General features: G+C 36.3%; 15 protein-coding genes. All 15 read left to right on the forward strand.

Going from position 1 to position 23,111, the window contains the following annotated elements; all coding sequences use genetic code 11:
- Window positions 1-12 precede the first annotated feature (12 nt).
- The 15 genes from GI584_RS08720 (at window position 13) to GI584_RS08790 (ending at window position 22,992) form a co-directional block, all read left to right on the forward strand.
- Window positions 13-528, forward strand: coding sequence for an A24 family peptidase (locus GI584_RS08720; protein ID WP_100361053.1), 516 nt, complete (start codon window positions 13-15; stop codon window positions 526-528).
- 340 nt (window positions 529-868) lie between these two features.
- Window positions 869-2,353, forward strand: a complete 1,485-nt coding sequence (locus GI584_RS08725) for a DUF6382 domain-containing protein (protein ID WP_194842170.1) — start codon at window positions 869-871, stop codon at window positions 2,351-2,353.
- A 24-nt stretch (window positions 2,354-2,377) separates the two neighbouring features.
- Window positions 2,378-2,935 (forward strand): DUF4352 domain-containing protein, encoded by a 558-nt coding sequence (locus GI584_RS08730; RefSeq protein WP_153790994.1) that lies wholly within the window; start codon window positions 2,378-2,380, stop codon window positions 2,933-2,935.
- Between the two features lie 70 nt (window positions 2,936-3,005).
- Window positions 3,006-3,806 (forward strand): PP2C family protein-serine/threonine phosphatase, encoded by an 801-nt coding sequence (locus GI584_RS08735; protein WP_100361050.1) that lies wholly within the window; start codon window positions 3,006-3,008, stop codon window positions 3,804-3,806.
- A 23-nt stretch (window positions 3,807-3,829) separates the two neighbouring features.
- Window positions 3,830-4,588: a PP2C family protein-serine/threonine phosphatase gene (locus GI584_RS08740; RefSeq protein WP_153790995.1), complete on the forward strand. Its 759-nt coding sequence runs from the start codon at window positions 3,830-3,832 to the stop codon at window positions 4,586-4,588.
- A gap of 13 nt (window positions 4,589-4,601) precedes the next feature.
- Window positions 4,602-6,542, forward strand: a complete 1,941-nt coding sequence (locus GI584_RS08745) for a serine/threonine-protein kinase (protein ID WP_153790996.1) — start codon at window positions 4,602-4,604, stop codon at window positions 6,540-6,542.
- A gap of 10 nt (window positions 6,543-6,552) precedes the next feature.
- Window positions 6,553-7,125, forward strand: a complete 573-nt coding sequence (locus GI584_RS08750; RefSeq protein WP_153790997.1) for a hypothetical protein — start codon at window positions 6,553-6,555, stop codon at window positions 7,123-7,125.
- Window positions 7,122-13,025, forward strand: coding sequence for an Ig-like domain-containing protein (locus GI584_RS08755; protein WP_153790998.1), 5,904 nt, complete (start codon window positions 7,122-7,124; stop codon window positions 13,023-13,025). Before GI584_RS08750 ends, GI584_RS08755 begins: the two co-directional genes overlap by 4 nt.
- Window positions 13,026-13,546: 521 nt before the next feature.
- Window positions 13,547-16,057, forward strand: coding sequence for a preprotein translocase subunit SecA (gene secA, locus GI584_RS08760; protein WP_153790999.1), 2,511 nt, complete (start codon window positions 13,547-13,549; stop codon window positions 16,055-16,057).
- A gap of 19 nt (window positions 16,058-16,076) precedes the next feature.
- A protein-coding gene (gene prfB / locus GI584_RS08765) for a peptide chain release factor 2 (protein WP_153791000.1) occupies window positions 16,077-17,178 on the forward strand; the annotation gives its coding sequence in 2 pieces (ribosomal slippage) (window positions 16,077-16,148 and window positions 16,150-17,178; 1,101 coding nt in all).
- Window positions 17,179-17,253: 75 nt separating this feature from the next.
- A complete protein-coding gene (locus tag GI584_RS08770) occupies window positions 17,254-18,114 on the forward strand; it encodes a YitT family protein (RefSeq protein WP_100362504.1) in 861 nt (286 codons plus the stop codon).
- A gap of 200 nt (window positions 18,115-18,314) precedes the next feature.
- Window positions 18,315-19,001, forward strand: a complete 687-nt coding sequence (gene ftsE / locus GI584_RS08775; protein ID WP_100361043.1) for a cell division ATP-binding protein FtsE — start codon at window positions 18,315-18,317, stop codon at window positions 18,999-19,001.
- Entirely contained in the window at window positions 18,991-19,884 is an 894-nt protein-coding gene (ftsX, locus tag GI584_RS08780; protein ID WP_100361042.1) for a permease-like cell division protein FtsX, read from the forward strand. Before ftsE ends, ftsX begins: the two co-directional genes overlap by 11 nt.
- A 38-nt stretch (window positions 19,885-19,922) precedes the next feature.
- Entirely contained in the window at window positions 19,923-21,332 is a 1,410-nt protein-coding gene (locus tag GI584_RS08785; RefSeq protein ID WP_153791001.1) for a murein hydrolase activator EnvC family protein, read from the forward strand.
- Between the two features lie 181 nt (window positions 21,333-21,513).
- Window positions 21,514-22,992 (forward strand): S41 family peptidase, encoded by a 1,479-nt coding sequence (locus GI584_RS08790; RefSeq protein ID WP_153791002.1) that lies wholly within the window; start codon window positions 21,514-21,516, stop codon window positions 22,990-22,992.
- The last annotated feature ends 119 nt before the right edge of the window (window positions 22,993-23,111 follow it).

Here is a 23,111-nt window from a genome sequence, read left to right on the forward strand (position 1 = left end):
AATTTGTTATATATGGCCATACATTTTTATATTTTATTTGTCTATTTGTTGATTGCCTTTTACATGGATGTACGCTATAGCAAAATTCCAAATTGGTTGACAATCAGCGGTGTAGTAGTTGGTCTACTTTATCATGTAGCTACTGGTTTGATTGGTGGCTTACTATTTTCGCTATTAGGGATAGTTATTAGTCTTTTTGTACTTATTTTATTATATCTCTTCAAGGCACTTAGCGCTGGAGATGTGAAACTATTTGCTGGTATTGGTGCAATTAGTGGAATGGAATTTTCCCTATATGGAATCCTTTATTCGGTAATTGTTGCTGGACTAATTGGTTTAATCCTTATCATAATTTTTAAGGTAAATCCTTTAAAAATACTCGTATATCAAATCTACAATAAGGTTTTAATTATTCTCAAGAAAGAAGCGAAGTATACTCGTGAAAGATTTTTGGAATTAAAGGTAAAACAATTTCCTTTTATGTATGCAGTTATACCGGGAATCCTTATCACTTTGTATTACTTTTAAGCACATAAAAACAGATTATTTTATTGCGAAGAGGAAAAGTACTTTTCTTCGCAATAAAGTTCTTTATATTATCTACCATTTTATTATTACTTTTCTATATATATCTATATGTATTGGAAGGTAATAATAGAATGAAAAATAAGGAGAAGTACAGTATGAATACATTAATAGATTAGTTTGAAAGAAGCAATGAAGGATAGATTTTTAGGTTTAGTACAACCTATAAGTCAGCTTTTGAGGAAATTTTAGAAAAAGATAGAAATTTAAAGCGGGGTGAACAATGATGAGCGAAACGATATATGGTTTAAAGTGCGATTTTGAACAACAGCAGGGACATTTCATGACAATATTTCGTGATGCACCAACTCCAATTCAAAGTAACGAATTAGCAAAAATTCAAGTAAATATGTTGAATGCGAACAGTATTGAGCATGTTTTGCCAATTGAGGTTCAGGAAATCGATTTTAATGTAACATTTTATTATGATATTTCTTCTAAAAAAATGCTTTCACACCATGTGAGAGAAAGTTCGCTTACCATGGCTGAATTATATGATCTTTTATATGAAATAGGCTCGGTTATTAAATCAAGTAAGGAATACATGTTAAATGAACAGCAATTTGTCTTGCACGAAGATTTTATTTTCGTCAAAAATGATATTAAACAGCTTTATTTAGCGTACATTCCACTAAAAGTAATGGATCAGAAGCCAGATCTCCATCAGGAATTTAGAGAGCTATTCTTCCGATTAGTCGGCTATGTAAAAGAATTATCTGGTGATGGTGTACAACAATTAACAAGTTATTTTAATGGATCTAACTTTCAGTTGGAAGATCTTTTAAGGAAATTGGAATCATTACGAAAAAATGCCTCTAGACAACCGGTTACTTCACCTTCTGTTCTTACACCTGCAGAACCTGGTAGGAAACGAATTGATTATGCGAAACCAACTGTTAAGAGCACAAATGAACAGCAACCAAACATACAAAGCGATCCTGCTCCGAAAAGTGCTCCCAAAACTAAAAATACGGTGAAGAAAAAAGAACCGATTAATCAAGTTGAAGAAGAGGAAGTTACGGAAGAACCGATCGAAAGAAAAGCGCCTAGCCCTATAATTGTTGGTTGTTTGGCTCTTCTTGGAGTCGCGATTATTTGGAGACTTTATATGTCTTTTCCAAGTGAAGGTATTTTCTATATTTGTATTGGATCATCGATTGCTATTGTAGCAGCATGCTATTATTTCTTGATGGTTTACCCGAAAGCAACCAAAAAAGTTAAAAAGCAGAAGAAAGTAGAAAAACCAAAGAAGAGTAAAATGAACAAGCAATTTAAAAAAGAAAACAAGGTAACACCGGAACAAGAAATCAATTCAAGACAAGTAGATAATGTAGATAATGCGCCCGTAAAACCACGTCAACCTGAAGTTAATAGTGCTAACTATTTTCAAAACTTAAATCATGAAACAACCCTTTTATCACAGCAAGATTCTACAGTAGCTCTTGATGATAGTTTACAAGGAGCAGAGGCACTAGCATATTTGGATGTAGACCGTAATGGAAATGTTGAAACGATTCCGATTAATAGTGAATCTTTTATAATAGGCAGACAAAAAGACGGTGTTAACTATGTGGAAGATTCAGTTGGAATTTCCAGATCTCATGTCGAAATAATCAATAACGGAACATCCTTTATAGTAAAAGATTTGGGTTCTAAAAATGGTAGTAAATTTAATGAAGAATCTATGGTAGCTTACAAAACATATCCATTGAAAGATGGAGATCAGATTAGAATTGCGAAGATAACGTACACTTTTTATAAAGGATAACGAGTTATATAAAGGAGTCTATATATGAAAAACTTTCAAACAGTTTGGATAGGTTTGGTATTAGCAATTGTATTAATAGGTTGTAGTTCGGATGAAGAAAGCAGTCAACCAACAAATAATGAAGACAAAGTAGATGAAGAGACAACTGATTCAGAAAGCGAAGATGTTTTACGTTTAGGTGAAACAGGAGAGGTAAGCGGAGTTTTAGGAAATTATGAAATAACCGTTAATTCTTTTGAAATTCTCGATGAGATTGAAGGGGAGCCATCTCTGATGGAAATACTTGTATTAGTTCATTTTGAAGTGACGAATATCGATGACTTACCTATTGTTGGTAAAGATGTATACAATGGAAGGTTGTTTAATGACGAAAATACAAGCCAAGGAAATCTTTATGATTTTGAATCAGTGAAAATGTTAACGGAAGAAGAAATACAGCCAGGTGAAACAGTAGAAGCAGAAATGCTCTTTGATCAAGATAATTCAGACTATTATGAGTTAGTTTTCAATTTTGGAGCACTAGAATCAAATGCTACCATTTTAACATGGCGCTTTGATGCAAACGAAGCAAGTAACCAATAAAAGCCATAAGATTTACAATCTCTCATCAATAGACTTTACGATATAAACTTTAATTAAAGGATTTAATCATATGCTACGAAAAAAAGAAAAGTGGAGCTACGGGGTATCCACCCATAAAGGGTCTGTCAGAGATAATAATGAAGATAGTGTTTATCTCAATACGGTTAAGGATCGAAAGGGCAATCATTTACTAGTTGCAGTTGTAGCTGATGGCATGGGTGGTTATCATGCTGGTGATGTAGCTAGTAGTACCATTGTTGCAAAAATTGATGATTGGTATCGAAAGAAAGCATCTATCTTCTTACCATTACCATACCCATTAGCCAAAATTGAACAAGAAATGCGAGTGCTTTTAGAAGAAGTAAATCAAACTTTGCTCGAAGAAGGTGAAAGACTGGGGAAAAGAATGGGGTCCACTGCTTCAATTCTCTTTCTCTATAACGATAGGTACTTAATCATCCATGTTGGAGATAGTCGAATATATCAGATTACTAGATCAGAAGAAATGGCTTACCATATTAAGCAATTGACAGAGGATCATTCATGGGTAATGGATCAGGTAAGAAAAAATCTCCTGACAGTGGAAGAAGCAGAACATCACCCTAGAAAAAATGTAATATTACAGTGTCTGGGGGTTAATGAACAGTTTTCTCCCTTTATAGAAGAAGGGAAGTATGATGAAAACGATATTTTTTTCCTTTGTAGTGACGGATTTTATAATGTCTATTCTAACGAAGCACTATTACGCAACTTGCAGCATTGTGAAACAGAACAACAACCATTTCAAGAATTCACTGATTACCTAGTACAAGACGCAGATTACCTAGGTGCAACAGACAATATTACAGTATCACTTGTTGCTTTGAAATAAAAACAGGAAAGGATGCTAGACCGATGCCGTTTTTGACTGCTTATTACACAGAAAAAGGATACATGAAACAAGTAAATCAGGATGCACTAATGATCCAAACTGCAAAAAGTAGCAAAGGCTCGGTCGGTATGTTTGTTGTCTGTGATGGTATGGGTGGACTGAATAAAGGAGAGGTTGCCAGTTCTACCATAATCGAAGCACTATCATACTGGTTCAAGCATCTGCTACCTTTCCTATTAGATAGTGCAGAAGTGGAAGAGTTGCCCCTTTATTTGGTCGAAAAAATAGAAAGTATTAATCAAGATTTGATAGAAAGTTCTGCAGATAAACAGATGGGTTCGACACTAACAGCCATAATTATGGTGGACAACCAATATTTCACCTTTCAAATAGGTGATAGTAGAGCATATGCATTGGGACAAGAAGTGACAAGGCTAACAAAGGATCAATCACTAGTGGCAAGAGAAGTAGAACGAGGCATGATTACCGAACAACAAGCCATGACACATCCTCAGCGTCATGTGCTGTTACAGTGTATAGGCGTCGAATCGGATATTGAAGTAGTAACTACAAGTGGTGTTTTGTCAGAAGGTGAACAAATCTTGCTTTGTACAGACGGCTTTTACCGATCATTAACTACTGAGGAAATACATCAAGTCATTGCACAAGATACATTAGTTGATAAGGGAAATATGGAAGAAAGTTTAAATGCATTAGTCCAAACGATTAAAAGCCGCGAGGAAACAGATGACATTACTGCAATACTAGTACAAACCGTCTGAAAGGAGGAGAAACATGCTGGAGAGTGGATCGGTCATTGATGGCAGGTATGAGATATTGAAAGAGATTGGCAGAGGCGGGATGAGTATTGTTTATCTCGCCATGGATAATCGATTGAAAAAATCATTAGTTGTCAAGGATATTCGAAAACGCAAGAGCAATAACCATGAAATCCTGTTGAACAGCCTTGTGGTTGAAGCGAATATGTTGAAGAAATTAGAACACCCTGCACTACCTAGAATCTATGACATTATTGAAACAAAGAATGGTATCTATGTGGTAATGGACTATATTGAAGGAGAATCACTTAAGGAAAAGCTGGATCGGGAACACCGTGTTGAACCAGATGAAGTAATTGAATGGGCAAAGCAGATCGCAAATGTGCTTGCGTATCTCCATAGTAGAGAACCACACCCCATCATTTATCGTGATATGAAACCAGACAATCTGATGCTGACTCCGGATGGCAAAATTAAGTTGATCGATTTCGGAATTGCGAGAGAATATAAAACGGAAAACTCATCAGATACTACGAATCTAGGAACGAAAGCTTACGCAGCCCCAGAACAGATTGCTGGTAAACAAACCGATAAGCGTACAGATATCTATAGCTTAGGTGTCACACTTTATCATCTTGTCACTGGCAAAACATTGAATGAACCACCTTTTGAAATCAGACCAATCAGAACATGGGATCCATCTTTACCTGAAGGACTAGAATATATTATTCAGCGTTGTACCCAAATAGAACCTGAAGATCGCTATCAGCAAGTAGAAGATTTATATGAGGACCTGTTTCAAATTAATAAACTTACGCAAGGATATAAGAAACAATTAATCAAAAAGCTATCATACTTCCTCATCCCAGCAGTGCTTTTTCTCACTTTTACTACTACAGCAGTTTTTGGTTATACCGGTATACAAAAAGAACAGTTTCACGAATATTTTGGGTTATTAAGTGATGCACAACAGGAATTGATTGATGGTAATGAGTCGGAATCGATCAGTCTATTAGAAAAGGCTATAGCAGTAGATAATTCAAGAGCAGAAGCTTATAACCGATTACTTGATTTGTATATAAATAGAGACGATGCCAAAACAGGTCTTTCCGTTGTCGAAAATCAAATTAATAATGGGTATGGGGGACTTGACCAAAACAATGAAGTGTTATTCAAAGTGGGGATGACTTATTTTGATATAGAGAAGGATTATCAGACAGCACTCGATTATTTCCAGAGGGTGGATGAAGAGGAGCTTGAAGATGCCGAATATTATAAAACACTAGCGACGCAAATGAGTAATTTGAACATTGACTATCAACAATTCAATGAAGAGTTAGAAGAGTTTGAAGACTACAATAATAATCTACCTAACAATAGTAGAAAAGTAGAAAATTATAATGCATTGGCTAACATCTATTTATCTTATAAAGGTCAAATAGATGAAGCAAACACTAAAGCAATCAACATTTTATTAAAAGCTCAAGAAGTTTTCGAATTGCTTGGTGACCAAGACGTGACATTGCAATTCGAACAAAGCTTTCCACGAAAATTAGCACAAGCCTATTTCAGTCGTGGAGTCTTATCTGAGGATGCTGCTGATGCAAGAGAAGATTTTTATCAATCGATTGAATACTACAATGAATTGCTAGATCAGGATGTTTCAGACCAAGAAAATGTGATGATTTCGATTGGAAATGCTTATCAAGAAATGGGCGAATATGAGAATGCTATCAGTCAGTATCAGCAAGTAATGGCGCAATATCCGCAATCAGCAGATCCTTATGTAAAACTTATTAATTTACTGATTGATATCGAACAGGAAAAAGAAGCATCAGACCGGGATTACGACAACACTGTTGACTTATATGAAGAGCTAATGGAACTTGATGAAGCAAACAATAATTCGGAAGTAGAGAAGTTAGACCGGAGATTACAAAATAATTCGATCTTATAGGAGGGGTGATATGGAAGTAACATACAGAATTATGCTATATGGAGGTATTGTTGGTGCACTTATCACCCTTTCGATTGCAATATGGCTGTTCATTAAACTGGACATTCGCCATGTGTTGGAAGACTTAACAGGAATTAGGTTAGGTAAAAATAGGAGAAAGCAAAATAATGCCTCATTTGAGATGTGGAGTGAAAGAAACTATACATCAAGTCAACTCGAGTTGAAAAAATTAGAACATACATCTGAAAGTGTTCGGGAAAGTCGGAAATTTCATACATCACAGGAATTTTTACAGCACAAAACCAACCAGCAAATTAAAAACACTTCTAGAGACGAGCAAATTTCCGTTTCACCGCACATGCAATACGCTGAACCTAATCAACTATCAAAAGAAGAAAATTCCTATGATCCGACAGAATTGTTAGACGAAGTATCAGAGAATAATCAGACAGAGTTACTAGAAGAAACAACCTTTTTGGAAAATGAAACAGAGTTACTTGGGGAAGGTGAAGCTTCATTTGAAATGGAAGAGGAAGTTATAGTGACACACAATGCGTCGAATAAAAAGGAGGGATTGAAGTGACAGATAACAAAAAGAAGAGTAAAAGATGGCTTCCACTGTATGCAATCATATCTTTAGTTATTTTCTCAGCTATTATTTTTACATCAAATGCTATTGCTTCAGATGAGTTAGATATGAAAGTTCAGTATGCAGGGGATGAATGGGATTTAAGTGATGATCCGACACAAGATCCTGACTGGTACACAAGTAAGGATCAACTCACATTTAAGGTAGACGTAAGTGAATATTATCAAAACCTTGAGGAAGGTGATGACTCGGCTATACCTTTTAAAGTAGAAGCTTCTCAAGGGAATCGTAAAGCAACTGTAGATATAACAAAGGTAACTAATGAAGAAGGAAATTTTAATGGTGTCTATGAAGTAATGGTAACACCTCGTAATAGCTCAGATGGTCCGATTGATATCAGCTTAAATATAGAAGAAGACAATAATTGGGAGATACCTTCTGAGCAAAGTCCGATTTCCTTTACTATTGACAAAGATTCTGAACCTCCGGAAATCAATTATTCAGGTATCGAGAACCAAGAGGTATATTACAGCGATCAGGAATTACGTATCGATATCGATGAGGAGAATATCGAGGATAAGAGTGTGACTGTAACGCATAATGGAAATCAGGTAAATCCTGACGTAGAATGGGATGGTAACAAAGGTACAGTTTTATTCTCGGAAAGTGGTAATTATCAAGTTGAGATTACAGTAGTAGATAAAGTAGGGCAAGAGACGAAGGAAGAACTAACTTTCTATTTGAATACAGAGGAACCTACATTAAAAGCCGAAACTGAGTTAGGTAATATAGTAGAAAGTGGCGCAGTCCTAACTGATAATAATTTTAGTTTTACAATAGAAAATGGAATAGCTGTTGATTCAGCTCAATTAACGATTCGCGAGGATAATAGTGTAATAGATAAAGTGAATATGGAAACAAGTGGAAATAAAGCCAGTGTGAACTATTCATTTGATGAAGAGGGAACATACGAAGTAAAGGCAGAGTTGGAAGATGCTCACAATGGTGAGAAACATGAGCTTGAAGCTTTTACCATTACAGTTGATCAGTCAAAACCTAATATAACGATCACTGATAATAACGAAAAGCCAGTTACAGATAAGGAAATCTATCAAAATGCATTTGACCTGAAGCTTCGGGTAGAGGATGACAATTTAAATCTAGATGAAAGTTCTATTACGGTTACTTACAACTCAGCTGAAAGCGAAGAGCAAAGAGAAGTGGCACTATCTTATAGAGATGGTGTAGCAACAGCAGAGTATGATGTTGATGATGCAGGTGAATATACGATTGGTGGAACACTCGTCGATCATGCAGGTAATAAAAGTACGATTGATGTAAGTTTTGCTTTATACATGGAAAGTGATCTAATCGATATTACTGATAAAACGAATAACGAAAATTTAAAAGAGTATTATCAAGATGATGTGTTAGTGAACGTTAAATACTGGGATTTTAATCCAATTGAAAAGTCTTTTTCCGTTATGAAACTTAATTTAATTACAGGCGAAGAAGAACCATATTTAGATAGTTCTGATCTTTCCAGTGTCGTATTTATGAGTTGGATTGAACACTTCTTTCAAGAAGGTGAATACTATTTATCGATAGAAACACAGAATATAATGGGAAATACAGAAACAGAGAAGCGCAAATTTATTGTCGATAAAACAGATCCAGAGGTTACGATTGATTCACCGATATCCGATAAGGAGCATATTACTTCCTCATCTCTTGATGAACAGGATGGTAAGCTATTTAACCTAAGAGTATTTGATGATTATTTAGAGGATTATCAAGCACAACTTGAAGTGGTCGATACAGATGGTAAGAAACAAACATGGGTAGATGATGATGCAGGTAATTGGGTGAATCAAGATGGAACCTATCACTTTAATCTAAATGAAGAGCTAATAGGTGAAGAAGGAGATTATACCCTTTCGTTACAGGCTGAAGATGAAGCTGGACGAACTGGGGAGCAAGCCCTCCATTTTACTATTGATGATACTGCACCTGTTATTGAACTTTCTGAAATAGACCGATTTAATGATAAAAAACTCAAAAACACGGTTACAGTAAGAGAATATAATTATGAGCAGAATAATGTAACTATTAAGATTGAGAAGCAAAATGAATCTGGTGAATTTGAAACATATGATTCAGATGATTTTGATGAATGGGAAAATAGTGGTTTGACATCAGAAGCAAAATTTCCATTTGTTGAAGATGGGACTTATCGTATCACAGTAAATGCTGTTGATGCTGCTGGCAATAAAGCAGAAAGACAACGTTCAGTTTTCACTATTGATACAGAGAATCCTAATTCAACGATATCAGGTGTCGAGCATCAAAAACACTATACTGAGGGACAGACTGTACAAGTTGATATTCAGGATAATCATATTGATGAAGCAGCTACCACACTTGCGGTTAATGAATGGAATCACAACAGTGAACAATTCGAAAAATCTGATATTGACTCCGCATTAGCGTTTGATCGCAAACAGGCAGAGTGGCGTCACGAATTTGAAGATGAAGGAACATATGAAATTATCGTGAAAGCGAAAGATAAGGCTGGAAGAGATGCAGAAGAAGCACACGTAATTTTTACAATTGATCAGACAGATCCAGTTGTATCGATCGATAATATCAAGAATAAAACTTATTATGACAATGATCTGACAGCAACATTTACTGTAGATGAATTAAATTATCGTGATAATAACGTTACCTTTGAAGTAACAAAAGGTGATGAAAACTATACAGAACAAGTAGAAGGAGATGAAGGAGAAGATTGGAGAAATGCAGCTAAACAATCTGAACTGACATATACCTTTGATGAAGATGGAGACTACGAAGTGAAATTACGTGCCGAAGATAAAGCAGGTAACGCCTCAGGTTCAGATCCAATCAGCAGAACTTTCACGATAGATAAGACAAACCCTTCCATTTCAGTAGAAGGTGTTGAAAAAGGTAGATATTATGACAATAACAGAGATGTAGAAGTTCAGATCAATGATACGAATTTTGCTGATTACGAATTGACGGTTACGAAAGACGAGGAAGAATATGAAATAGAAGACATAGAGGAAAAAGATACATCCATCTCCTTTGAACATGAATTTAAGGAAGATGGCGATTATGTATTGGAGCTTTCCGCAGTAGACCGTGCTGGTAATCAGTCGACTAAGGTAGTGAGCTTTACAGTAGATAAAACAGATCCAGTAATTTTAATTACTGATGAAATAGCAGACTTTATTAGCAGTGATGATATTGAAGAAAACTTCATCCCAATTAAATTAACTGAAAAGAATATTAAATCAAAAGAAGTGACCATTTCTCGTGTGGATAATGATGGTAAAAAGAAAACTTATTCTGAAGAGGACACTGGTGAATGGATAGACAATGGGAAAGTTCATCGTTATGACTTGAACGAAAGCTTTTTCGAAAAAGATGGTGATTATGAGATTGTTGTTGTCGCAGAAGACAAGGCAGGTAATACAGATAAGGCGAGCTTATCATTCACTGTCGACAATATTGCACCGATAATTGATCTGTCTGATCTAAATGAATTTAATGATGCAGCACAGACAGAAACGATTAAAGTAACAGAGCATAATTACAATACTAACAAAGTGGATATTAAGGTTTATCGCGAGAATGCCCAAGATGAGTTCGTTCCATATGATGATAATTTTGCAAGTTGGAAAAACAAGCAAGAAGTTACGTCATTAGATTTTCCTTTCACAAAGGATGGAAAATATCGAGTGGAAGTACGTGCAACAGATGCAGCAGGAAACACTGCAAAAGCGAAAACAGACGTTTTTACGATTGATACGGTGAATCCTGATTTAAGTATTACAGGTGTAACACAGGATACACATTATCGTAACAGTAAAGAAGTGAGAGCTTCTGTCAAGGATGCAAATGTTAATAAATCAGGTACAGTTTTAGGTGTGTATCGACTCAATTCTTCAACAGGTAAAATGGTTCCATTTAATGCAAATGAACAGCCAACTTTTACAAGACGTTCAATGGATTGGCGCTATCAATTCTCGACGGCAAATGAAGGAACGTATCGTGTTCAATTAAATGCAACTGATTTAGCTGGTAATAAAGGAGAAGAACAATCTGTAGACTTTACAATCGATAACACTGCACCAGTTTTATCGATTGACAATATCACAGACGGTACCTATTACGATGCTGGTAGGTCAGTAGAGATGAGTATTCTTGAAACAAACCATCGTCAAAATAAAGTACAGTTCGAAGTGACACGGAATGGTCAGGATATGACAAATACAGTACAAGGTTCTAGAGGTCCTTCATGGAGAACTGCGAGTAAGTTGTCTAGCTTAAGCTATCATTTCTCGCAAGATGGAGCTTATAGTATTGAATTAAATGCGACAGACGAAGCTGGCAATAGAGCTAAGACTGCTAAGAAGGAATTTGTCGTTGATACGGTACAACCAGATATTGAAATTTCTGGTGTGGAGGATGGAGAATATTATAATGAAGATGTTCCTGTCTCTGTAAGAATTGCAGATGTAAACTTAGATAATAATACCATTCATGTTACACGCAATGGAGAGAATTATCCAGTCGGTAATTTCTCGATCACGAATAATCCTTACGAAAATTCATTTGCTAATTTAAGTCATACCTTCAGTCAGGAAGGTGATTATGAAATAGTAGTAGACGCCAGTGATAAAGCGAATAATCAACAGTCACAATCTATCGCTTTTACCATTGATAAAACACCACCTGTTATCACACCGGTAATGGGTGAAGGAGATCAAGAGCTTGAAGATGGTTCATTTATTAATCGTGTATTTCAACCGCAGTTCCTATTGGATAATGAGGAAGATACGATTGTATCTGTGAGATTAAATGATGGTTCCAATATTGCTGGTAATATCCCATTAGCTTCGACAGAAATGGAATATAATTATGAGGTGTTAGCACGAGATAAAGCTGGAAATGAAACTACATTATCGATAAGCTTTACACTAGATACAACAAGACCGGAGTTAAGTATTACTGGCATCATTGGAAACTTTACAAATGAAAATGTCAGTCCGCATGTAGAGTATTCTGATCGCAACTTAGATGAAGAACGAACATCCGTGACGTTGAACGGAGAAACTTTTAGAAATGGGATGGAATTAACTGGTGAACAGGATTATATTCTTGAGGCTGTTATTACAGACTTAGCGGATAATGTAACAGAACAGTCAATTGTGTTTACGATTGATAAGACTGGACCAAAAATTATCTTTAAAGAACCATTGTCAGGGCAATACTTTAACAGTGTGGTCATTCCTGATATCATTATTGAGGCGATGACAGGCTATGATATTATTGCATTGACCCTTAATGGAGAACCATATGAGTTAGGCGATCCAATTGAAACAGAAGGTAAGCATGTACTCTATTTTGAAGTTATGGACCAAGCAGGAAATATTGAGCAGCTTACGGTAGAATTTATTATAGATCTAACTGTACCAGTAGTCATTTTTGATGGTATTGAAGAAAATGAGGAAGTTGTTGACGCTGTTGACTTATCTATTCAGTTAGATAACCAAGAAGACACGATTAAATCCGTATCCGTTAATGGTGAGGATTATGAAGGTACAGTTATAGAAGAAGATGGAGTCGAAGTAATTCATTATCATTTCTCAGAAATCGATGAGTATAATGTAGAAGTTACTGCATATGATGAAGCAGGTAACGAAGTTACTGAAAACTTACCATTTGTAATAGCGGAAAGAAGTTTACTATCCCAGTTCTATGAAAATAAACCATTACTCTCTGGTAGTATTGCAGGACTTCTAGCGCTGATAATTGGTGCTATTACAGTATTGGCACGTAGAAGAGCAGCAGCAACAGCGGAATAGGTAAGAAAATAAAAGCAAATAGAGCGAAGGCTCTATTTGCTTTTACTTAAAACACGGAAAGTATAGAATTGCACATAACCATACTAAAGCAACATTAATATTGGTGTTTTTTCATCCTGCCTTATGAAGGTAAAGAATTCTCACTACGAAAATACTTCACTAGATCGAATATTTTCATAAAAAAATACAAAATCGTTTTTTCTAATACTGAAAACATATAAAAATAGCTAAACTTTTATGTGAAACCCTTTTTTTCTACTACTTCAAATAAATGAAAATCAGGAAACACTGATTTTGTTCTCTAATAAAACTATGGTATAAAAAGAATAGCTCCTTTTTAGGGTGGTAAAAAAACCTCCCACTCCTTTCTTTCATTGAGAAGCAGTCATCACCCCTCACTGACTGCTTCTCCTTTCTTTTAGCGGATTATTGTAATTTTTATCATGCAAGTGTTATGATAGAGAATGGAAAATTATTTTATATAACATGTATCGATTTTAGGATAAAGAGGAGCGGCTACAATGCGTGGATTATTAAAAAAAGTATTCGGTGATGGTAACCAACGTGAACTCAAAAGTTTAGAAAAAATTGCAGATGAAATAGAAGCGTTAGAGCCATCGATACAGCTATTATCAGATGATGATTTAAAAAATAAAACGCAAGTCTTTATGGAACGCTATCAAAACGGTGAAACCCTTGATGATCTCTTGGTTGAAGCATTTGCAGTAGTTCGCGAAGCTGCGAAACGTGTGTTAGGCATGCGACCATTTTATGTACAACTTGTTGGTGCGATAGCGATGCATAACGGTAATATCGCAGAGATGAAAACAGGGGAAGGGAAAACTCTCGCTTCCACCATGCCTGCATATTTAAATGCAATAACCGGAAAAGGTGTACACATTATCACAGTAAACGACTACTTAGCTGATCGTGATGCCAGAGAAATGGGAGAATTATATCAATTTTTAGGCTTAACAGTTGGGTTTAACCAAAATGGTATGCCTAAAGAAGAAAAAAGAGAAGCATATGAAGCAGACATCACATATGGTACAAATAACGAATTTGGTTTCGACTATTTGCGTGACAATATGGTTTTGTACAAAGAACAAATGGTACAGCGCCCCTTACACTTTGCCATTATCGATGAGGTCGACTCGATTTTAATTGACGAGGCGCGTACTCCACTTATTATTTCCGGTACCGCACAAAAATCAGCAAGTATGTATCAGCAAGCGAATTCTTTTGTACGCACATTAAAAAATGAAGATGATTATACGTTTGATGAAAAGTCAAAAGGTGTACAGTTAACAGAAGAAGGAATGAATAAGGCGGAACGTTTCTTTAACATTGAGAATCTGTTTGATCTTAACAATGTCACACTAATGCATCATATTAATCAAGCATTAAAAGCACATGTGGCGATGCATCGAGATACTGATTATGTCGTGGAAGAAGACCAAGTGGTGATTGTCGATCAATTCACAGGCCGTTTAATGAAGGGTCGTCGATACAGTGATGGTTTACACCAAGCGATTGAGGCAAAAGAAGGCCTGCAAATTCAAAACGAAAGTATGACGCTAGCATCTATCACATTCCAAAACTACTTCCGAATGTATGAAAAACTCGCCGGTATGACAGGTACTGCGAAAACGGAAGAAGAGGAGTTCCGTAATATTTATGCGATGGATGTTGTTGCAATACCGACTAACCAGCCAATTATCCGTGAAGATAAAGCTGATTTAATTTATAAGACAATGGAAGGTAAGTTTAGAGCGGTTGTCGAGGAGATAAAAGAACGTTATGAAAAAGGTCAACCAGTATTAGTTGGTACAGTGGCGGTCGAAACGTCCGAATTAATTGCGAAGTTATTGAAAAAAGCTGGTGTCAATCATAATGTGTTAAACGCGAAAAACCATTATCGTGAAGCTGAAATTATCGAAAATGCTGGTCAGAAGCATGCTGTGACGATTGCTACCAATATGGCTGGTCGTGGTACAGATATCAAACTCGGTGATGGTGTGAAAGATTTAGGCGGCCTTGCAGTCATAGGTACAGAGCGTCACGAATCTCGCCGTATTGATAACCAGTTACGGGGGCGTTCCGGTCGTCAAGGGGACCCTGGGGTAACGCAATTCTATTTATCAATGGAAGATGAATTAATGCGTCGATTCGGGTCAGACAATATGAAAAATATGATGGAACGACTCGGAATGGATGATACGCAACCGATTGAAAGTAAAATGGTTTCACGTGCAGTGGAATCGGCACAAAAACGTGTAGAAGGTAATAACTTTGATGCACGTAAAACAATTCTATCGTATGATGACGTGTTACGACAGCAACGTGAGATTATTTACAAGCAACGTTTTGATGTAATTGATTCTGATAATCTGCGTGAAATTATTGAACAAATGATTCAGACCACAGTGGAAAATGCTGTCGACACATATATGGCAGATGATATTCCCGAGAACTGGAACCTAACTGGTTTAATTGAATATATCCATGCTACCTTACTGGAATCAGATTGGATTACAGAAGATGATCTGAAAGGTAAAGAAAAAGATGAAGTAACCGACTTGATCATGGCAAAAATTAAAGAAAAATATGAGCAAAAAGAAGAAGAATTTACATCTGAAAGAATGCGTGAATTTGAAAAAGTCATCGTTCTTCGTACAGTAGATACGAAATGGATGGACCATATCGATCAGATGGATCAACTTCGCCAAGGTATTCACTTGAGAGCATACGGCCAAAATGATCCACTGCGCGAATACCAGATGGAAGGTTTCTCCATGTTCGAGCAGATGGTTGATGTGATTAATGAAGAAGTAGCAAAATATGTAATGAAAGCACAAATTCGTGAAAACTTAAAAAGAGAAGCAGTTGTGAAAGATACGCAAGCTGTATCTGGTGGCGATCAGCAAAAGAAAAAAGTGAAAAGACCTTATGTCAAAGTACAAACAGTCGGACGTAATGAACCATGCCCTTGTGGCAGTGGTAAGAAATACAAACATTGTCATGGACGTTAAGGTTAAATGAGGTGGAAAGATGGAACTAGTAGAAATTAAACAAGAATTAGATAAGATGGCTAAGCGATTAGCGGATTTTAGGGGGTCTCTTTGACTTAGATGCAAAGAGAGCCCGAATCGCCGAATTGGATGAGGTCATGTCAAATCCGAGCTTTTGGAATGATCAACAGGCAGCCCAGAAAACAATCAATGAGGCAAATGGTTTAAAAGAGTTAGTACAAGCTTTTGATAAAAATGAAGAATCATTGGAAAATGCAGAAGTTTCCTATGAATTAGTCAAAGAAGAAAATGATGAGGACCTTCGGGAAGAATTAGAAAATGAAGCACAATCTCTCACCGAAGCACTCAATCAATTTGAATTATTTATTCTTTTAAGTGAACCATATGATAAGAACAATGCCATCTTGGAATTGCACCCAGGTGCTGGTGGTACTGAATCACAAGACTGGGCAAACATGCTTTTACGTTTGTATACAAGATGGGCAGAATCAAAAGGATTCAAAGTAGAAACCCTAGATTATCTTCCAGGTGAAGAAGCAGGGGTCAAAAGTGTTACTCTCTTAATCAAAGGCCATAATGCCTATGGTTATTTGAAAGCAGAAAAAGGGGTGCACCGTCTTGTTCGTATCTCACCATTTGATTCATCTGGCCGTCGTCACACGTCATTCGTTTCCTGTGATGTAACGCCAGAGTTAGACGATGATATTGATATCGAGATCAATACCGAAGATTTGAAAATTGATACGTATCGTTCGAGCGGTGCTGGGGGACAACACGTTAATACAACCGACTCAGCTGTCCGTATTACCCATTTACCAACAAACACGGTAGTAACGTGTCAATCAGAAAGATCACAAATAAAAAACAGAGATCAAGCGATGAAGATGTTAAAAGCAAAATTATATCAATTAGAAATTGAAAAACAACAACAAGAAATGGCTGAAATTCGTGGAGAACAGAAAGAAATTGGTTGGGGCAGTCAAATACGTTCTTATGTCTTCCATCCGTATTCAATGGTAAAAGATCACCGCACAGATTACGAAACAGGGAATACCCAAGCAGTAATGGATGGAGAGATAGACAATTTTATCGATGCTTATTTACGTTCTGTAATGAATTAAACGAGCAAAAGGGGGGAAGTTCTCCTTTTGCTCGTTTTACTGTGTAATTAACAACGAAGGAGTGATGCAAACATGATGACGAGATACCGAAGAAAACAAATGCCTAACTGGTTACGACAAACATTAGATTATACTTTTGTATTAATAGGTGCTTTTTTTGTCGCCATAGCATTTAACCTATTTTTATTACCAAATAATATCGCATCAGGTGGTGTTGCGGGGGTCAGTACGATTACAAAAGCTGTCTTCAATTGGGAACCATCGATAGTACAATGGGGTCTAAACATTCCATTGTTTATCGCAGGAGTTGTCATTCTAGGAAAAAATTTTGGAGCAAAATCCCTTGTTGGTACGATAATTTTACCATTTTATGTATTTTTGACAAGAGATATACAACCAGCAACAGCTGATCCACTACTGGCAGCTATCTTTGGTGGGATGATTGTCGGAATTGGGATTGGCATTGTCTTTCGTGGAAAAGCTTCAACAGGTGGGATGGATTTAGCAGCACAGATACTACATAAATATACCGCTCTACCACTCGGCGTATGTTTAGCTGTATTTGACGGCTTAATCGTATTAACAGCTTCATTTGTCTTCTCTATTGAAGAAGGTTTATACGCGTTGATCGGTTTATTTATTACTAGCCGGACAATTGATTTTGTTCAAGTGGGTCTAAATACCTCTAAGAATGTTATGGTTATAACGAATCAACCTGAAGAAGTTCGTCGAATTTTGTTGAATGATATTGATCGAGGTGTTACTATCTTTAAAGGGTCTGGTGGTTATACAGATGAGGATCGGAAAGTGTTAATGTGTGTCGTTCAGCAAAATGAGTTCAGTAAGACCACAAGAGCTGTCAAATCCATAGATCCAGATGCTTTTGTTATTGCCATGAACGCAACAGAAGTGTTAGGAGAAGGATTCAAACGATAATTTCCATTAATTAGTTCGAAATCCCAGACTTAGGTATCAGAGTAATTTTTTTTTACATTTTGAAATGAAATTGTAATAAAAAATAAGGTAAAAAATATCGAAAATGATGTTATAATGTATACAGTATGAGATAGATCGTCGAAATTTGATTTGATCATTCGAGTAATTTTTATATAAAACGATAAAAAGGTGATTTTTTTATGATAAAAATGCAAGAAGTATATATGACTTATCCTAATGGAGTTGTTGCACTCAATGGAGTAAATGTAACAATTGAACAAGGAGAGTTTGTCTACATAGTAGGACAGAGTGGTGCAGGTAAATCAACTTTTACCAAAATGTTATTTCGAGAAGAAGTACCAACCAAGGGTTCCGTTTTAGTAAATAATACAGATATAACATCATTAAAGTGGAAGGAAGTACCTTATTTCCGAAGAAATATAGGTGTTGTTTATCAGGATTTTCGATTATTACCGAAATTAACGGTATATGAAAATATTGCATTTGCTTTGGAAGTAATTGAAGAATCACCAAAGAGCATTCGTAAACGGGTGATGAATGTATTAGATCAGGTTGGGTTAAAAAATAAAGCCCGTTTTATTCCTGATGAGTTATCAGGTGGGGAACAACAACGTGTGGCAATTGCCAGGGCGATGGTAAACCATCCGTCATTATTAATTGCGGACGAGCCAACTGGTAATTTAGACCCAGAAACTTCTTGGGAAATCATGCGAATTTTAGAAGAAATTAATGCAAGTGGTACAACGATTTTAATGGCAACTCACAGTAAAGAAATAGTGAATACAATAAAAAAACGAGTGATTGCTATGGAAGACGGTATGATTGTACGTGACGAGCATCGAGGAGAGTATGGATATGAAGTTTAGTACTTTAAAGCGACATTTCAAAGAAGGTGCTAGGAACACCTGGCGTAATGGTTGGATGACCATCGCATCTGTTGGTGCCGTAACGACCACACTAATTCTGGTTGGGGTATTTCTTGTATTAATGCTGAATTTGAATCACATTGCTAGTGAATTGGAAGAGGATGTCCAAATCAAAGCTTTAATTGAGCTAACTGCTGAGCAGAGTGATGTGGATCAAATAGAAGAAAATATTAATGACATAAATGGTGTCGAAAGTATGGATTTTATAACCAAAGAAGAAGAACTTGAAAATTTAATCGACAGTATGGGCGAGCAAGGACAAGCATGGGGATTATATGAACAAGACAACCCCCTAAATGATGCCTTTATAGTGAAAGCGTCCAATCCACTTGAAACCGAAAGAATAGCAGCAGAAATTGAAGAGTTTGATTTCATCTATCGTGTCAATTATGGTCAGGAATATGTGGATACGCTATTTAAGTTTAATCAATATGCTAGAAATATAGGTTTAGCATTAATTATCGCATTAGTGTTCACAGCCATTTTCTTAATATCCAATACCATTAAGATTACGATACTAGCTCGTAAAAAAGAGATTGGTATTATGAAGTTGGTAGGGGCAACAAATAACTTTATCCGATGGCCATTTTTCGTAGAAGGTATGTTTTTAGGTGTATTAGGCAGTCTTCTGCCAATAGCTGTAATTTTAATAGGTTATTATTTCTTAACACAGAACTTGACGATATTACAGCAATTTGATTTTGTGAAGATCTTGGACTTTTATCCATTTGCACTACAGATTTCACTGATTATTGTTGGAATAGGTGCTTCAATCGGTGTCTGGGGAAGTTTGATGAGTGTTCGTAAATTTTTAAAAGTTTAATAGAATACGAGAGAATTGCCATAGAGAGGGGAAGTCATATGAAACGGTGTTATTTAATCCTAACTATATTAATCATCGGTACCATTTTCTCATCAACATCAGTTTTTGCTGAATCTGTGAATGAATTGAATGAAAAAGTCGATGAATTAGAAGACGAAAAGAATCAAATTAATCAAGAAACTAATGGTGTAGAAAGTGAAGTAAATGAGACTGAGGAAAAAATTAATGAAAATCAGGAACAACAAGAAGAAACAAAAAATGAAATAGACGTTATCAATAGTGATTTAGAAGAAACACATGCTAAATTGCAAGCAAAAGAAAACGATATTGCAGCAACTAACAATAAAATATCTGAAACCGAAGATGAAATAGCAAAGACGGAAGAAGAGATTACAGCACTAAAGGATGAAATTGAAGCATTAAAAGAAGAAATTAAACAGCTTGAAGAGAAAATTGAATCTAGAGAAGAATTGTTAAAAAATAGATTGCGTTCCATCCAACAAAATGGTGGAAACACAAGTTACTTGGAAGTAATCTTAGGAGCGCAAAGCTTTGGCGATTTTATTAACCGTGCTACAGCGGTAACGAAAATCATGGATTCTGATAAAAAAATCGTGGAAGAACAGCAGGAGGATAAAGAAAAACTCGAAGAAAACAAAGTTGCAGTAGAAGAGAATAAAGCAGAAATGGAAGAAAAACAAGTAGCCTTAGAAGAAGATAAACAAGAATTAGAAAATACGAAGGCTTCGTTAGTTGCTCAAAAGCAGGAATTAGACGAGATTCAATCAACGTTAAATGACCAAATGGTTAATAAAGAAAATCTTATAGCACAATTGGAAACGGAAGAAGAAGAATTGCATGAACATAAGATGAGTTTAGCCGAAGAACAAGAAACATTGCAGCAGCAGGCAGCTATGATAGAAAAAGCAAAGAAAGAAGCACAACAAAAAATCGAACAATTAGCAGAGGAACAACGTAAAGCACAAGAAAAATCAGAAGATAGTTCTTCTAGTAGCCAGTCCAATAATAATAGTCCTTCCTTGTCAGCAGGTGGAAATGGAAGTTTGGCATGGCCGGCAGCAGGTAGAAAAACTTCCGATTATGGTTATCGTTCATTTAATGGCGGAGGTTTCCATTATGGTATTGACATTGCGAATGGTAAAGGCACCCCGATTAAAGCAGCTGCTGATGGTGTTGTATCTAGATCGTACGTATCTTCCAGCTATGGAAATACAATCTTTGTCTATCATCCAGAACTCGATCTTACTACCGTATATGCACACTTAAATAGTAGGGGAGTATCATACGGTGACTCGGTCTCACAAGGTCAGCAAATCGGTACAATGGGTAATACAGGTAATTCATTTGGAGATCATTTACACTTTGAAGTACATATAGGTGGATGGCAACAACATAATGGCGTAAATCCACTAAACTATTTACCGTAAAATTAAAAATCGAAAGACATCACAAAATACTTGTGATGTCTTTTTTAAACCTTCATAATATAGAAGTAAACATGTTTTTATCATGGACGCTAACTCCCTGATAAGTTTCGCTACAATCAGTGTGGGGCAAAAACCACCACTGATGGAAGTCTCACTTTATTTAAGGCTATGGGGTGGAATAATGAATATTAGAAAAAGGTATCTCGTGTTATTTTTGTTTGTAGCAATTGCTTTAGGAGCAATTGGTACCTATGTAGGCTTGTCCTTTTTTGTAGATGGAACAAGCTCTAATGGCAATATAGCGAGTTCAGATCGCGATTTGTTGGTAGAACTGGCTGATCAACAGGAAACGATAGAAGAAAATATGGGGAAAATGTCTAAGGTAGTAGATGCGTTTTCAATCATAAAGGAAAACTATGTAGAAGAGGTTGAGGATAAGCATTTAATTGAAGGTGCCATTCAAGGCATGCTCCAATCTCTTGAGGACCCTTATAGTGTTTATATGGATCAAGAAACAATGGACCAATTCAATGAACAAATTGAGTCCTCTTTTGAGGGAATTGGTGCTGAAGTTTCGATGACTGAAGGAAATGTAACGATTGTTGCGCCGATAAAGGATTCTCCAGCTGAAAAAGCAGGTTTAAAACCAAATGACCAAATTCTTTCCGTTGATGGAGAAAGTGTGGAAGGATTAGACCTTTATGAAGCAGTGAATAAAATACGTGGAGAAAAAGGGTCTCAGGTAGTGTTAGAAATCAGAAGACCTGGTGTAGATGATATGTTAGAAGTAGAACTCACAAGAGATGCGATACCACTAGAAACGGTTTATAGCGATACAAGGGAAGAGGATGGAAAGTTAATTGGTATTATTGAATTAACCTCATTCTCAGAGAATACTGCTAGTGATTTTGAAAAAGAATTAAAGGATTTAGAGGATCAAGATATTGATGGTTTAGTAATAGATGTACGCGGAAATCCAGGTGGCTTGTTACCTTCTGTGGAGGATATTTTAAAGAATTTTGTTCCTAAGGATACCCCTTATATTCAAATTGAGGATCCTTCAGGAAAGAAAACAAGATATTTTTCCGACATTGAGTCTCCTAAAGACTATCCAATTGTAACATTGATTAATGAGGGTAGTGCCTCTGCATCTGAGATAATGGCTGCTTCCTTAAACGAAGCGTTAGATTATGATATTGTCGGTGAAACTTCATTTGGAAAAGGAACCGTACAACAGACCGTATCGATGGGTGATGGCAGTACGATTAAGATTACACGATTCAGATGGTTAACACCTGAAGGGAACTCGATACATGAAGTTGGAGTAGAGCCAACGATTGAACAAAAAATGCCGGATTATTATTACACCAACCCTGTCCAAGTCGAGGAACCTCTAACTTATAATCAGAGTGATGATAAAATCGAAAATGTTCAAATTATGCTGGAAGGCTTAGGTTATGAGCCAGGGCGCACAGATGGCTATTTTAATGAAGAAACTCAAGCAGCAGTGGAAGCATTTCAACAAGATCAGGAACTTAATGTAACAGGAGAAGTTGACGAAAAAACAGCAGAAGTACTGCAAACAACGATCATTGAAAAAATCCGAAACAACGAAGACGATCACCAACTAGAAAAAGCAATCGACACTCTAACCCAATAATTAGAACAACAGCCCTAAAGCTGTCATAGGAACCCACTATGGCAGCTTTTTTATCTAAAAGAAAACGAAAATCATGAATGAAATACATAAACTGCGCAGTAACTTTCACGTGGGCTTGC

The organism is Gracilibacillus salitolerans (assembly GCF_009650095.1).
Lineage (GTDB): Bacteria > Bacillota > Bacilli > Bacillales > Amphibacillaceae > Gracilibacillus > Gracilibacillus salitolerans.

Coding starts and splice junctions, on each gene's coding strand:
- GI584_RS08770 (WP_100362504.1), top strand. CDS start 17,254: ATGACGAGATACCGAAGAAAACAAATGCCTAACTGGTTACGACAAACA.
- GI584_RS08730 (WP_153790994.1), top strand. CDS start 2,378: ATGAAAAACTTTCAAACAGTTTGGATAGGTTTGGTATTAGCAATTGTA.
- secA (WP_153790999.1), top strand. CDS start 13,547: ATGCGTGGATTATTAAAAAAAGTATTCGGTGATGGTAACCAACGTGAA.
- GI584_RS08745 (WP_153790996.1), top strand. CDS start 4,602: ATGCTGGAGAGTGGATCGGTCATTGATGGCAGGTATGAGATATTGAAA.
- ftsE (WP_100361043.1), top strand. CDS start 18,315: ATGATAAAAATGCAAGAAGTATATATGACTTATCCTAATGGAGTTGTT.
- GI584_RS08720 (WP_100361053.1), top strand. CDS start 13: ATGGCCATACATTTTTATATTTTATTTGTCTATTTGTTGATTGCCTTT.
- GI584_RS08735 (WP_100361050.1), top strand. CDS start 3,006: ATGCTACGAAAAAAAGAAAAGTGGAGCTACGGGGTATCCACCCATAAA.
- GI584_RS08740 (WP_153790995.1), top strand. CDS start 3,830: ATGCCGTTTTTGACTGCTTATTACACAGAAAAAGGATACATGAAACAA.
- ftsX (WP_100361042.1), top strand. CDS start 18,991: ATGAAGTTTAGTACTTTAAAGCGACATTTCAAAGAAGGTGCTAGGAAC.
- GI584_RS08785 (WP_153791001.1), top strand. CDS start 19,923: ATGAAACGGTGTTATTTAATCCTAACTATATTAATCATCGGTACCATT.
- GI584_RS08790 (WP_153791002.1), top strand. CDS start 21,514: ATGAATATTAGAAAAAGGTATCTCGTGTTATTTTTGTTTGTAGCAATT.
- GI584_RS08750 (WP_153790997.1), top strand. CDS start 6,553: ATGGAAGTAACATACAGAATTATGCTATATGGAGGTATTGTTGGTGCA.
- GI584_RS08725 (WP_194842170.1), top strand. CDS start 869: ATGACAATATTTCGTGATGCACCAACTCCAATTCAAAGTAACGAATTA.